Origin of the sequence: Massilia orientalis (genome assembly GCF_030411975.2) — a bacterium.
Lineage (GTDB): Bacteria > Pseudomonadota > Gammaproteobacteria > Burkholderiales > Burkholderiaceae_D > Telluria > Telluria orientalis.
This window is the reverse complement of the sequence record NZ_JASNRB020000002.1, coordinates 224376-238219: the sequence shown is the minus strand read 5'-3', so window position 1 is coordinate 238219 and position 13844 is coordinate 224376. Positions and strand designations below refer to the sequence as shown.

Genomic DNA, 13844 nt, shown 5'->3' with positions numbered 1-13844 from the left:
TATGGTAGCACCGATTGCCCGACAGACAACTGCGTGCTTTTCGATCAAGCCGCCACGTGCGGGATGCCAGTCCATTCGGCCGCGAAGGCGCTGCGGAAGTCCGTCAGGATCAGCAGCCGTTGTGCGGCGAGGCGGCGGCCGGCGTCCGTCTGCATCATGCCCGGCAGGCGCGCCAGCTTCGCGTCGATGTGGTCGAGCGAATACGATTTGTCGTCGAGCGGCCGGTCCAGCGCGAGCGGATCGCTGCCGTGGGCGAGGGCGCTGCCCATGCGGCCCGCGATATAAAACATGCGCGCGAGGCCGACGGCGCCGAGGCCGTCCAGGCGGTCGGCATCCTGCACGATGCGGGCTTCCAGCGTGGTCGCGGGGATGGCGGCGGAAAAGCTGTGCGCTTCGATCGCGTGGGCGACGGCGGCCAGCTTGTCCGCCGGAAAGCCGAGCGCCGCCAGCCGCTCGCTGGCCAGTTCGGCCGACAGGCGGGATGCAATGCTGCGGCGCGGGTCGTCCTTCGGCACGTTGACGAGGTCGTGCAGATAGCACGCCGCCAGCACGACGAGCGGATCGGCCTGGTCGTGGTGCGCCAGCAGCGCCTGCGCATTGCGCCAGACGCGTTCGAAGTGGTTCAGGTCATGGGCGCCGTCGGGGCCCTGGTCGGCGACCGCCTGTGCGGCCAGTTGGGCGAGGCGGGGCCGCCAGCCGTCGAGTTCAGGATGGAGTGCTTGCATCGGTCTCTAAGTCAATGAGGGCGCGCTGCGACAGCGCGTCGGCCCCGGTGTTCTTGTGGCGCGGCACCCAGCGCAGGCGCACGTCGGGGAGGAGGGCCAGCAGCGCCAGCGCCCGGGCGCGATAGCCGGCCAGGGCGGGCGCCGCGTACAGGTCGGGGCCGGTGACGTCGTCGATCACGACCCGGCTGTCGCCGTGGATGGTCAGCTCGTGCGCGCCGTGGGCGGCGGCCGTTTCCAGCAACGCGATCAGCGCGCGGTATTCCGCCTCGCTGCTGTTGCCGTGGCCGGCCGGCTGGGCCAGTTCGACGACATGGCCGTCCGGGCCTTCGATCCGCACGCCGATGCCGCAGCGGCCCGGGTTCGGTTTCGCGGAGCCGTCGAACCACGCGCGCCATGCGGTCGGCTGCGCATCGCGCCGTGAGGTCGCGGCGGCTTTTGCGGAGGCGCGGGCCGCATCGCGCGCCGCCTGGGCGGCCAGCAGGCCGGTACGCACCTCGACGAGGGCGGCGAGGCCCGCCGCGCCGGCCGCCAGTTCCAGCGTACGGCGCAGCGCCGCGTCGGCGGACAGTCCTTCGGCCAGCGCCAGGCGGCGGCTGGCCGCGCGCTCGGTCTTGTAGGCGATCCTTGCCAGGTCGGGGAAGTTGTTCATGCCGAGAGGATACTACAAAGAAAAACAGCGCCGGGGCGCTGTTTCCAGGATTAGCGGCGGTAGGGATTGTCCGGCCGGCGATCCCAGCGGTTCGGCACACCGTCGCCGTCACGGTCGCGGTCGTAGCGGTTCGGCACGCCGTCGCGGTCTTCGTCCCAGCGGCGGCCGTTGCGCTCGTAGCGGTCGGGGATGCCGTCGCGGTCGCGGTCCCGGTAGTACGGCCGGTCGTTGTAGTACGAACCACGGTCGTAGCCGCGGTCATGGCGGCGCTCGAAGCGGTCGGGCACGCCGTCGCGGTCGCGATCGTGGCCGTAGGGCGTCCACGCGGCAGGCTGCATGTACCAGCCGCCATTGCCCTGGTACCAGGCCGGTGCGCGGTAGACATAGCCCGGACGTTCGGCGACCCAGTAACCCGGCGCCCACGTATGGCGATGGCCGGACCAGGCCCAGTAGCCGGGTGCCCAGACATAGCCGTGGCGCGGCGCGGGGACGCGTTCGTACAACGGGGCCGGCGGGGCGGTGCTGATGGTCAGGCTGACATTGCTGTAAGCCATGGAAGGAAGCGGTGCGGCGGCGGCGCCGATGGCGATCAGGGTGGCAAGTGCGAGGCGTTTCATGTCGGTCTCCAATCCGGACTTCGGATGTGACCAATATAGCGCGGCGGGCAGAACGATTCAGCGGTTGAAGCAGACTCTTACATCTGAAACAGATTGTGTTCGGGGACGGCGGCGGCGACCGTCCCCGCGCTGAACATCATGCGCGGCTCCGCACGCGTTCCAGCGCCAGCATCTGCTGCTTCTCGACCGGCGTCAGGCGCTTGGCGGTGACGTGCACGACGGGGATGCCGGCGGTCGTCGCGAGGACGGGTGCGGTCGCCTGTGCGGGCTTGGCGCTGTCGAGTGCCGTACCGCCGGCGGCGGCCAGGCTGAGTGCGACGATGAAGGCGGCTTCCATGTGCTTGATGACGTTCATGATGCTCTCCTCGGGGTTGGATGCGGCGTTGGGTGATGAAGCGCTTGTCGATGTGTGTACTGTAGCCACAAGGGTTCCTGGTCTCCACCTGCGTGCGACGAACCGCACGAAATGCGGGACGAAGCGCAGATATGCGGGACTGGCTTTCATCCGCCCCCGGCTAGGCGCGCACGGACACAACGAGGGAGAACCCAGCGATGATCGGAACGCTCGTCGAGGCCGTCGCGGCCAACCGGACGCGCTTGCGGCGCGCGCGCAACCTGCGTGCCGGCACGCGCACGCACGTGGCGGCGCAGCCGCGCGCACGCGGGCCCGCGCCGCTGCGCTGGCTGACGGCAGGCTGCGTGCTGCTGGCCGTGGCGGGCGCCGCGCTCATCGTCGTGCACGCGCGCTGGCTGGCCGCTGCCGGCGCGATGCCGATGGGCGACGGCGCTTCCCGCCTGACGGCCGTGCTGCCGGGCGTCGCGTTCACGGTGCCCGACAGTCCAGGGGTGACGATGCACATGCACGGCGGCGCGGCGCTGCTGATCCTGGCGGGCATGCGCGGCGGACCGGCGCAGCGTGTCGACCTGTGCGACCAGCTCGCCGACCGCACGCGTCCCGGCCGCCTGCTGCCGCTGCGGATCGGCTGGACGTTCGCCGACGCGGCAGGCCTCGCTTCCCCGCGCAACGTGTTGCTGGCGGAACGCCCGATGCCGCGCGTGCGCGTCGACGGCCGCGCCGGGGCGCCGCTGGACGTGCATTGGGACGGGGAGGCGCGGTGGGTCGGCGCCGCGGCACGGCTCGCGCCAGGCGGCGAGGGCTGGCTGGCGTGGCGCGACGGCGCACTGCGGCTGCGCCACCGGCCGAGCAACGCTTGCCCGGCCGCCGGCGAACTCCTCGTGCAGCTGTACCGCCCCGCACCGACGCCACGCGCGCTGGTCGTCGCCGTGCCGGCGCACGGCGAACCGGTCGAGACGCTGCTGGCGCCGGGCGCCTACCGCGTGCCGGCATCGCCCGCGGCCACGCTGGAAGACGAGCAGCTGTTCGCCCAGCTGCAGGCCCGCGGCCTCGTGCGCCTGGGTGCGAACGGCCTGGCCGAACTGGCCCCGCCGGACCTCGCCGCATGGCGCGCGGCCGGCAAGACGCCGTGGGATGACGTGAACCTCGACGGCGACGCGCTGCGGCTGCTGGAGCGCTTGTATCGCCGCGCCGACGGCGATTTCGTGCGCGAACAGGTCCGCGTCTTCAATGCCGAGCGGCGGCTGCTCGCGTGGCGCCTGCCGCCCGGCGCGACCGCCAGGTGGCGCGCGGAAGTCGTGCAAGGCACGGCGACGGTGCCCGTGCCGCTGGCCGACGACATGCCCCCCGCCAGCGCCCGCCTGTTCGCCCGGCTGCCGCAGGGCTGGGCGCCGTGGCAGCGGATCGGCGCGTGGCCGGCGGACGGCGGCGTGGCCCGCCTGCGCCTGACCGTACCCGCCGGGACGGCGAGTCTCCGGCTGATGCTGGCAGGCCGCCTGCGCCACGTGACCGGCGCCCGGTTGCGCACCGATCCGCAGCCGGGCTGCGACGGCCGCGCGTGCACCGCGCCGGACGAGGTGCAGGTGCTCGACCTGCTGCCCGACGCCGCCGACATCGTGATCGATGCGGAACCGCTGGCCCAGGGTGCGCTGGCCACGCCGGGCGATGCGCGTTACCGCCACCTCGTCGCGCGCGACGGCCGCCTCGCATGGCAGGCGCTGGGCCCGGCCGCGCCGCGTCCGTCCGTGCCGCTGGCGGACGTCGTGCTGGGCGACCGCAACGGCATCCCGCTGTGGCGCGACGGTGCGCCGACGGAGGCGGCCCGCGCGGCCGGCCTCGCCACGATGCTGGGCGTGCGCGCGGGCCAGGCGGGCAGCGTCGCCACGTCGCTCGGCCGGGTGCCGGGCGAACGCCACACGGCGCGGATCACCCTGGACCTGCGCCTGCAGGCGGCCGCGCAGGCGGCGCTCGACTGCATCGCGATGCGGCGCGGGCACTGGGATGGCCGCGCCTGCACGGGCGCCGGCCCGGTGCCCGCGGGGCGGCAGGCGGGCGTCGTCCTGCTCGACACGGAGACGGGCGCGATCCTCGCCGCGGCCGGGGCGGGCATGCCCGCCGTGACGCAGGAAAACTGGCGCGAGGCGCGCGACTTCGACCGCGTCGACCCGGCCGCCAGCCCGCTGCGCCTGCCCGCGCTGCAGCACGACGGCGGCGCGGAGCGGGCACCGGGGTCGACGTTCAAGATCGTCAGCGCCCTCGGCCTGGAACTGGCCGCACAGTCCGACCGCCAGCTGGACGCGTTGCTGGACGGCCTGCCGCTCGCCGGCATCAATGCCGCCGCGCACGAACGAGGGTTCGCGTTCCGCACCGATGCGCCGACGTATCCTGTCGACGGCCGCGTGCGCATCACGAACTTCCGCGACCAGGGCCTCGACCGGCGCGCCCAGGACGGCCGGCTGGGCCTCGCCCAGGCACTGACCTACAGCCTGAACACCTGGTTCGCGTGGACGGGAGAGCTGTCCGACCGGAGCCTGCTCGGCCGGCCCGACGGCGGCGTGCCCGACCTGCAGCCGCTGGAACCGGGCGCGCTGGACCCGGTCCGGCCGATCGTCGCGATGGCGCACCGGCTCGGCTTCGGCCAGGCGCTGCGGCTGGACGGCGGTTTGCTGCCGGCGGATGGCGGCTGGTCGGCTTGGGACGCGCTGCAGGCGACGCCGGCCGCCATCGACCCGGTCCACACGCGCCACGAACTGCGCCAGATGGCGATCGGCCTGCGCATGCAGGCGACGCCGCTGCAGATGGCGCTCGTCGCCGGTGCCGTCGGGCAGGGGCGGGCGATCGTGCCGCACCTGCTGGGGGAACTCGACGGCAAACCGGCCGCGCCGTCGAACGGCCCGGCCCTGGGCGTGCGCCTCGACCGTGTGCGCGCGGGCATGAAGGGCGTTGTCGACGCGGGCACGGCGGCCGGCGCCTTCCGGGCGCCCGCGCTGGCCGGCATCCGGCGCGGCCTGTCAGGCAAGACGGGGACGGCGCCGGTGGGCGACGGATCGCTGGCGACGGTCTGGTTCACGGGCTGGCTGCAGCCGCACAGCGTGCCGGGGCAGGCGCACCGGTTGGCGGTCGCCGTCTTCGTCAGCCGCTCGGAAGCCACGGGCGGCGCGCATGCGGCGCCCGTCGCGGCGGCCGTCCTGGGGGCGCTCGCCGCCAACGGGTCGAATTGAGGGGTATTTGCCGCTCATCTGCGCGCCTCAACGATGTGTTTCTATGGCATGATCTGTTGCGGACACGTCAAAAACCTGCTGCGACGGTTTTTCAGGTGCCCTTATGGTCCTGCTATTAGCGGCCGAACATCGAAGAGGATTTATGCGTTTGCCGGGAACCCGGTACCAGGAGCCGGGCTGGGAAGAAGTGCGCAAGTTGCTGGGACAGTGCTCGCTCGCCGCGCTGCGCGGTCTCGATGGCGCACATCCGGACCTGGAAAGCTACGTGGAGCGCATGACGGACCAGCTGACGGCCCAGCGCCACGGGGCCCGCGCCCGGGCGGCCGGCAACGGCTACGGCGACACGGTGCACGAGCTGGCGGTGACGCTCGTCGTCGAGCTGCGCGCCCGTCCGGCCGACTGGGACGCCCTGTGTGCCGCGCTGGCCGACGGTCGCGCCGGCGACGCACTCCTGCGCAAGAAGGTAAACGACATGTACGCCGTGCTGCGCGACCGCGTCGACGCCGACAACTACCAGGCCGCCTGCGGCCGTCCGTGCAGCCCGAACCGTATGTACGCGTACCGGATGCTGGACACCGCCTACCACGACATCGCCCGCCTGTTCGCCAACTGGCGCGCGCACCGGGCGCAGGTCGGCGCGATCCTCGGCCGCGCGATCGCGGACGGCGCCGACCCCATCGAAGTGCGCCAGCTGCGCACGATCCACGACTGCCGCGCCGAGTGGATCCTGCGCTGGAGCGCCTCGCTGGAGGACTTCGGCGGCGCTCCCGGGCCGCTGCACACGCGCTCCAAGCGCTTCGCCAGCCTGAAGACGAGTCCGGACCGCATCGCCGCCATGCTGCGCGAGATCGGCGATTACGAACAGCTGTCGGCCAACCGCGACGAGGACTGGCTGCGGGACCTGGACGACGCGTCGGTCTGGGTGGAAGATTACTGGCGCGTGCTGCAGGAATCGGACAGCGCGGCGACGCCCGGCCCGGATCGGATCCTGGAAGCGCGGCAGGATGCGCTCGACGCTGCGGCGCCGGAACCCGATCCGGCGCCGGAGGAAGCCGACCCGCGCCTCGAGACGCTCGCGCTGAGCGTTTCACTGCCCCCCGGCTATGTGGCGCAAGCGGTGCCGGACGGCCTGCTGGCGGCCGAGGGCCTGCCGGTGGGACTGGCCGTGTACGCGAAGCTGCTGGGCCCCGACGACGCGTCCTACCCGGACGCGTGGCGCGACCCGGCCACCGGCGCGCTGCCGACGATGCAGCAGCTGGCGGCACTGGCCGAGGTGTCGCTGCCGACGTTGCGCAAGCGGCGCGACGCGGCGATCGCCCGGATGACGGCCGCCTTTGACACGAAGCGAGGACGCGATGCATAGCAACGACACGAGCTCACGCCGGCTGCAGGAAGCCCTGCTGCTGGCCCGCCGCAAGGACGGCGACCGCCTGATGCTGGACGATGCCACGCTGGCCGCGGCGCTGGACGGCAGCCGGCAGCTGACGTCCGGCGAGCGGGCCGCGCTGCAGGCATCGCCGCTGACCGCGCGCCGGCTGCGCCATCTCGCGCTGGCGCGGCGCGCCGCCGCATCGACCGCGTGGCGCGGCAGCCGCGGCGCGCTGCGGGCCGCGAGCAGCGGCGCACCGGAAACGGTCGTGACGGACGACGGCTGGTGGACCCTGCATTTCATTGCGGCCGGCGCAAGCTGGCGCACGGTCCTGCAGCTGGCGCCGCAAGCCCCGTTCGCGGAAGCGCTGCTGGTCGCGCGCGCGCCGCTGCGCGTCGTGGACGGCGCCGGCGGCGTGGTGCTCGCCGGCCAGCTCGATGCGGACGGCGAATGCGAAGCCGCCTGGCCGTTCGCCGCCGCACCCTCGGACCATTTGCAGGCGCACGGCGCCCGTTTCACCGTCGAACCGTTGGAGGCGGACACACCATGATCCCATTCTTCAAGCGCGCCGCGCCCGTCCACGATGCCTGCACCCTGGGACGCACGGCCGTCGCGCTGCCGCTGTCGCCCGGCTGCGGCGCGCCGGCGGGCTGCCCCGTCGTCATCGTCGACGCCGACGGCCGCCCGCGCCGCGCCACGACGCCGGCCGGGAAAAAGGTCGAGCTGCGTCCCGGCGAACTCGCCTGGGCGTTCCATCCGGGGCCGTACACGATCGCCGTGGTCCCGTACGCGCAGGCGCCCGAGATCGGCCTGCGCACGACGTTCGCCATCGACCCGCAGGACCCCGCCGCCGCGGGCAAGCGCTTCGACCTGTACCTGGCCGCGGAAGCGGATGGGCGCGTCGACCTGGCCGCGCTGGGCATGAAGGTGGAAAGTGCGGTGCGCAGCGCGCTGGAGCAGGGCGCGCTCGAACTGCCGCCGTGCGCGGACATCGACGAGTGGAATGCGTTCCGCCAGGGCCTGAACCGCTTGCTCTACCTGCGCTTCGGCCTGACCGTGGACGATTGCGTGCCCGTCGAACTGGACGGCATCGACTACGCGGCGCAACTCGCCGCGCGCGCAGCCGGAGGCACTGCGGCCGCGGCGCCCGCACCCGTGGCGGAGAAGGTCGTGCCGGACCTGGCCGACGCGAAGGCCATGCGCCGGCTGTTCCTCGAACTGCCTTGCCTGATGTGCGGCCTGCGCTTCGGCGCGCTGCCGAACGGGCAGGAACAGTTCCGCCAGCAGCAGGCCTTGCTGCAGCGCCTGGACCGCCTGTCCGTCGAGATCACGACGATGCCGGCCCTCGTGCTGGCCGCGCCCGGGCAGCCGCTCGCGCTGGACGAACAGCTGCGCCGCATGCGCCACAGCCGCCGCGCGACCGTCGCGCTGGACGAGGCGTGGGCGCTGCTGGCCCGCCTCGAAGGCGCGCAAGGAGAGCGCCTGGCCGCGCTGTACGACGAGGCCGAGCGCATCGTCGCCAACCTCGAAGCCGATTGCGCCGGCCGGCGCGCGGCGAAACACGTCGCGGAGGCGGCATGAACGCACCCCAACAGGCCGCGTGCCGCACCCGCCTGCCCGACGGCACGCTGCTCACCGTGACGGCCACGCGGCGCGAGCGCGCGGGCCGCGCTGACGTCAAGTGCACCGTGCCGGGCGACGCGGCATTGGCCGAACGCCTGCAGCAAGTGGTCCGCCTCGCGCGCCACACGGAAGCGAAGATCGACAGCCGCGACCAGGTCGTGCTCAGCGTCGACCGGCTGCCTGTGGGGCGCGACTGCGAACTGGCGTTCGTGCTGGCCGACCGACTCGTGCGCGGCGTGTGGCACGGACGGGACGTGGTCGCCAACGGCTGGTCGGATGCGTGGCAGCTGGGCCGTGTGGACGGCCACGACGCGGCGGACGCGTCGCCGGACGCGCTGCTGGGCGGGCCGGACGGCCTGTCCCACCTGGGCCAGCTGGACGGCCATCCCGATCCCGGCGCGCGCGTGTCCAGCGCCCGCGCGTGGTTCCCGCTGCACAGCGGGGGAGACGGCGACGGCCTCGGTTGGGTCGAGGTGAGCGTGCACCCGCTGGAGGGCGAACGCATCGAGGAGGAACAGACGATCGCCGTGGCGGGCGCGGACGCCGCGCGCCAGCTGGCGGTGCGCCAGGCGCTGGCCGGTGCGCGTCATTTCGATGGCCGCGGTCTCGGGCGCTGGCGCACGACGGTGCGCTTCGGCGACGCCGCGTTCGCCGGCCGCTCGTACGAACTGGCCCTCGTGCTGGCCGACCGCATCGCGCGCGGCCGCGAATTCATCCCGCGTGCGCGGCTGCTGGCGACGGGCTGCTCCGACTCTTGGCATGCGGGCCGCGTGGATACGGTCGACGGGCTCGCGCCGAAATGCGCGCTGCTGCTGCGCGAAGCCGGGCCGGGCGACCGTATTCTCCTGCCGCATGCGTGGCGCGATGCGCTGCCGGCCGGCTTCGCGGACGACGTCCGTGCGCGCGGCGCGAGCGTGGCGTGCGTGGAGCGGATCGGAATCATTTGATGTAGGCTTGCAGGTGAGCCGGAAGGAGTCGACGATGTTGCGGATGTTTGGATTGGGTGGGGCAAAGTGCCCGCGCTGTTCTCGAGGGACGAGCGCGGCGGACGGCTATTGCACCGCCTGCGGCCTGATGCTCGGCACGCCGCGCAACGAGCCGGTGCTGGTGGAGAACCGCTGGGTGCCCGGCCCGGACGAATTGGCCGTGTTCTTCGGCGTGCGCGCGCTGTCCGGCGTATTCGTCAAGACCTTGCGCGTGCCCGCCACGGCGCGTGCCTACGTCCTGCAGGGCGACCAGGCCACGGAAGTGCCGCAGGGCGAGTACGAGATCGAAGGCTTCTTTACGCGCCTGAACCACCTGCTGCGCGACCAGCATGCGGAGATCCTCGTCACGAGGAGCAGCGCGCTGCCGGTCGAATTCGAGCTGGATGGCCTGGCCAGCGCCGAACATCTCGAGGTGTCCGCGCGGCTGGCGCTGTCCGTGCGGATCGAGAGCGTGCCCGCGTTCGCGCGCCATTTCATGACGATGCCCGGCACCGTGAAGGCCGACCACCTGCGCGAACTGCTGCTGCAGCCGGTGCGCCAGCTGGCGGGCGAATTCGTCGCCGCCCGTTCGCTGCGCGAGATGGCGGGCCAGCGCGAACTGCGGCCGGAACTGGACCAGCACCTGCAGGGCGGCCTCGCCACCCTGCTCGCCGATTACGGGCTTGCCATCGTCCGGGTGGAGACGCTGGCGCTGCGCCACGACCGCTTCGACGCCAACCGCGCCCGCATCGGCAGCCTGTGGCTGGCCGTGGACGAGCAGCGGGTGAAGGTCGAGCATGCGCGCCAGTTGGACGAACTGTATTCGGACGATGAGTGGCGCCGCATCGCGCGCGAGGAAAGCCAGGCGCGCCTGGCGCACCGGCGTGCGGAACTGCGCCAGGGCGCGGGCATCGAGCGCGCGGAGATGAGTTTGCAGAACGCCGAGCGCGCGCAGGCGATCCGCGCCCGCGAGATCGAGCTGTATGGCCGCATCGTCGAGTCCCGTTCGCGCAAGCACGCGATCGAACGGGGCGCCCAGGACCTCGTCGCGGAACTGGAACATGAACTGGCGCAAAAACGCGGCGCGCGCGTGGACCAGGAAACGGAATGGGCTCATCTGCGCGAACTGGCCGCCGTGCGCATGCGCGAAGAGGTCGCCCTCGCGCGCCAGGACGCGGCGCAGGCGCGCACGGTCGCCGCGCAGCGCTTCGCGCACCAGTTGCTGCAACAGCAGATCCGCAACAAGATCGAGCAGGCGCGCGGCATCGAGGACGCGGCGCGCCAGCGCGCGGAACTGGCACGGCTGCACGCGGTAGAGGAAGACGCGGCGCGGCGCGCGCGCGAGATCGAGGCGCAAGAACATGCGCTGCGGCTGCGGGCGGCGGAGCGCGAGGAGTCGATCGAGGTGGAGGCCGTGCGCCAGCGCGTGGAAGCGCTGCGCCGCGACGGGACGCAGGCCGACGCGTTGGCCCAGCACGAAAAACTGCTGCGCACGATCGAGGCCGATGCGGCGCTGCAGCGGGTGGCGCTGGATGGCGAGGAGTGCCGGGCCGTGCTGCAGGCCGAGATGCTCGCGGCCGAGCGCGCGCACGAGCTGCGCCGCATGGAGACGCTGGGCGCCGTGGACGACACGACGAAACTGGTCGTGGCCGGCGCGACCAATGCCGCGCTGCTGGCGGACGTGCTGAAGGCGCGCACGCAGGCCGGCATGAGCGCGGAGCAGCTGGCGGCGCTGACGTCGTCGCGCCTCGCGGATGAACAGGTCGAACGCGAGCGCGCGCGGCGCAACGACGAACTGGAACGCGAACGGCGCCACCAGCTGGAACTGCTGGCGCTGCAGAACGACGTCAACAAGACGGCGCTGGCCACGCAGGCGCAACTGGGCGGCGCGCTGATCGCGGGGGCAATCTGCCGTCACGCGGGCGCTCAGCCCGGCGACCGGTTCTGCGGTACGTGCGGCGCGCCGCTGCCGGCGCGGGGATGATGCAGACGGCGATCGACAAGCTGCGCGAACTGCGCGCGCTGCACGAAGACGGCCTGTTGAGCCGCCAGGAATTCGACAGCCGCAAGAACGCGATCCTCGACGCGGCGTATCCAGCCGACGCGCCGATCGACTTGCCGGTGCGCGCCGGCACCGAGATCGGCCTGATGGCCACGCAGGAAGTGGGGCCGGTGAACCGCCGCTACCGGCTCGAGCGCCTGATCGCGCAGGGCGGCATGGGCGAGGTGTGGCAGGCGACGGACCTCGCCACGCATGCGGAACTGGGCCACAGCGCCCAGGTCGCGCTGAAGATCCTGCCGCCCCGGCTCACGGAAAACTCGCTGCACGCGAAGCTCTTGATCGAGGAAGCGGCACGTGCGCGCCAATTGGCGCACCAGCACATCGTGCGCGTCTACGACTGGGCCCAGGACCCGGCGACCGGCAGCTATTTCATCATCATGGAGTGCCTGGACGGCGAGGACCTCGACGCGCTGCTGGCGCGCGTGGGCCGGCTCGACCTGGCGCGCGCGCTCGACGTGCTGGCGCCCGTGGCCGCCGCGCTGGATTACGCGTGGGAGCGGCACCACCTCGTCCACCGCGACATCAAGCCCGCCAACGTGTTCCTCGCGCGCGGCGGCGACGTCAAGCTGCTCGACTTCGGCATCGCGGCGCGCGCCCGCGCGGGCGGCCTCGCGCTGGAAGCACCGGCCAGCTCGGGCACGGCGGGCTATCGCGCGCCGGAAGCCAGCGGCGCCGGCGGCGCGCCGGCGCGCGGGCTGGATGTGTATGCCGTCGCCGTCATGCTGTATCAAATGCTGACGGGGTCCTTGCCCGTCGGCGCCGATCCGGCCAGGCCGGCGGCATTCAACGATGCGCAGTGGGCCGTGCTGCGCGCCGGCTTTGCGCAGGACCCGGACGAGCGTCCGGCGAGTGTGACGGATCTGCTCGCGCGCTTGCACGCGGCGCCGGTCGTCGACGAGGCGGCGCAGGCGGCGCAGGCCGCGGCGGACGCCATCGACAAGGAGCGCGCCGCACGCGAACTGGCGGCGCGCAAGCTGGCGCAGGTCCAGGCGGAAGCCGCGGCAAAAGCGCAGCTCGACCGCCAGCGCCGCGAACAGGAACGGGCCGCGAAACAGGCGGCGGAAGCGGCGCGTGCGGCGCGCAAGGAAGCGCTGCGCCAGCAGTTGCTGGAACGGCGTGCGGCGGAAGCGGAAAAGGCGAGACTGGAGCGCGAGGAAGCGCAGCGCAAGCTCGTGCAGGCCAGGGCGGCCGCGGCGTACATCGCGGAACAGAAGCGCGCCCGGCTCGAAGAGGCGGCGCGTGCCCAGGCCGTGCTGACGCAACTGATGCCCACGCCGGCCAGCCCCGTCGCCGACACGGAAGGGGTGCTGCGCGACCGCTTCCTCGGCGGCGACGCCAGGGGGCCGGAACTGGTGCTGCTGCCGACGGGCCGCTTCCAGATGGGCTCTCCCGAGCACGAACGGAAGGTCGCGATGGAAGCCGGCTCGCAGCCGGCCTGGCTGGCGCGCGAGCTGCCGCAGCACTGGGTCGGCATCGAGAAGCCGATCGCGATGGGCCGTTATCCCGTGACGGTCGGCGAGTGGCGCGTGTTCGTGGCAAGCACCGGCTGGCGGCCGAGCGGGGAAACCGACTGGGACGCGCCGGGCTTCGCGCAGACCGACCGCCATCCCGTCGTGGGCGTGAACTGGTTCGACGCGATCCGCTACGTGCGCTGGCTGTCCGAAGCGACCGGTAAATCGTACCGGCTGCCGAGCGAGGCGGAATGGGAATACGCGTGCCGCGCCGGGACGAAGACGGCGTTCTCGTTCGGCGACAGGATCACGACGGACCAGGCGAATTACGACGGCAATTTCACCTATAACGGCGGCCCGCGCGGCGAGTACCGGCGCGGCACGACGCCGGTCGGCATGTTCCCTGCCAATCCCTGGGGCCTGTTCGACATGCACGGCAACGTGTGGGAATGGGTGCAGGACGTCGTCCACGACAATTACGACGGCGCCCCGCTCGACGGCGGCGCGTGGGAAGAGGGCGGCGACCAGGCCCGCCGCATCCTGCGCGGCGGCTCCTGGCTGTACAACCCGCGCTACCTGCGCTCGGCGCTACGCAACGGCTTTTCGGCCGCGCTGTCGAACGACATTGTCGGTTTTCGTATCGTACGCGACCTGATGTAGCCAACACGATACGCGGCGGAAATTCGCTGTGTCTCTACCTTGAGCGCATAATGAATCGCACTCTGCAAACGAGGAGGCGATCATGCGAATTCCCAAGGATATCCAGATCCCGTTCATTGTCCTGTCGCTGGAAGCCGTGCTGCTGAC

At 72.5% G+C, this 13844-nt stretch carries 11 protein-coding genes; 7 read left to right on the top strand and 4 right to left on the bottom strand.

Translation table 11 applies throughout. The annotated features are described in order from the left end of the window. Positions 1–44 precede the first annotated feature (44 nt). The 4 genes from QPK29_RS03125 to QPK29_RS03110 all read right to left on the bottom strand — a co-directional run bounded on the left by QPK29_RS03125 (position 45) and on the right by QPK29_RS03110 (position 2346). Positions 45–725 (bottom strand): HD domain-containing protein, encoded by a 681-nt coding sequence (locus tag QPK29_RS03125; protein ID WP_371769686.1) that lies wholly within the window; start codon positions 723–725, stop codon positions 45–47. Then, a complete protein-coding gene (locus QPK29_RS03120; RefSeq protein ID WP_371769687.1) occupies positions 706–1374 on the bottom strand; it encodes a ribonuclease HI family protein in 669 nt (222 codons plus the stop codon). The genes QPK29_RS03125 and QPK29_RS03120 overlap by 20 nt, the downstream gene beginning before the upstream one ends. Before the next feature lie 50 nt (positions 1375–1424). Beyond that, positions 1425–1991 carry a binary toxin-like calcium binding domain-containing protein gene (locus tag QPK29_RS03115; protein WP_371769688.1) on the bottom strand — a complete coding sequence of 189 codons (567 nt, stop codon included), beginning with the start codon at positions 1989–1991 and terminating at the stop codon, positions 1425–1427. A gap of 136 nt (positions 1992–2127) precedes the next feature. After that, a complete protein-coding gene (locus QPK29_RS03110) occupies positions 2128–2346 on the bottom strand; it encodes a hypothetical protein (RefSeq protein ID WP_056131533.1) in 219 nt (72 codons plus the stop codon). 197 nt (positions 2347–2543) lie between these two features. Between QPK29_RS03110 and QPK29_RS03105 the strand changes: the two genes are divergently transcribed. From QPK29_RS03105 to QPK29_RS03075, 7 genes are all read left to right on the top strand, one after another. Then, entirely contained in the window at positions 2544–5567 is a 3024-nt protein-coding gene (locus tag QPK29_RS03105) for a penicillin-binding transpeptidase domain-containing protein (RefSeq protein ID WP_371769689.1), read from the top strand. A gap of 142 nt (positions 5568–5709) precedes the next feature. Further along, positions 5710–6930 carry a hypothetical protein gene (locus QPK29_RS03100; protein ID WP_371769690.1) on the top strand — a complete coding sequence of 407 codons (1221 nt, stop codon included), beginning with the start codon at positions 5710–5712 and terminating at the stop codon, positions 6928–6930. Continuing rightward, positions 6923–7486 (top strand): hypothetical protein, encoded by a 564-nt coding sequence (locus tag QPK29_RS03095; RefSeq protein ID WP_371769691.1) that lies wholly within the window; start codon positions 6923–6925, stop codon positions 7484–7486. The genes QPK29_RS03100 and QPK29_RS03095 overlap by 8 nt, the downstream gene beginning before the upstream one ends. Beyond that, positions 7483–8517, top strand: coding sequence for a hypothetical protein (locus QPK29_RS03090; RefSeq protein ID WP_371769692.1), 1035 nt, complete (start codon positions 7483–7485; stop codon positions 8515–8517). The genes QPK29_RS03095 and QPK29_RS03090 overlap by 4 nt, the downstream gene beginning before the upstream one ends. Beyond that, a complete protein-coding gene (locus QPK29_RS03085; protein WP_371769693.1) occupies positions 8514–9506 on the top strand; it encodes a hypothetical protein in 993 nt (330 codons plus the stop codon). The genes QPK29_RS03090 and QPK29_RS03085 overlap by 4 nt, the downstream gene beginning before the upstream one ends. Before the next feature lie 34 nt (positions 9507–9540). After that, positions 9541–11508, top strand: coding sequence for a coiled-coil domain-containing protein (locus tag QPK29_RS03080; protein ID WP_371769694.1), 1968 nt, complete (start codon positions 9541–9543; stop codon positions 11506–11508). Beyond that, positions 11505–13697 (top strand): bifunctional serine/threonine-protein kinase/formylglycine-generating enzyme family protein, encoded by a 2193-nt coding sequence (locus tag QPK29_RS03075; RefSeq protein WP_371769695.1) that lies wholly within the window; start codon positions 11505–11507, stop codon positions 13695–13697. Before QPK29_RS03080 ends, QPK29_RS03075 begins: the two co-directional genes overlap by 4 nt. Positions 13698–13844 lie beyond the last annotated feature (147 nt).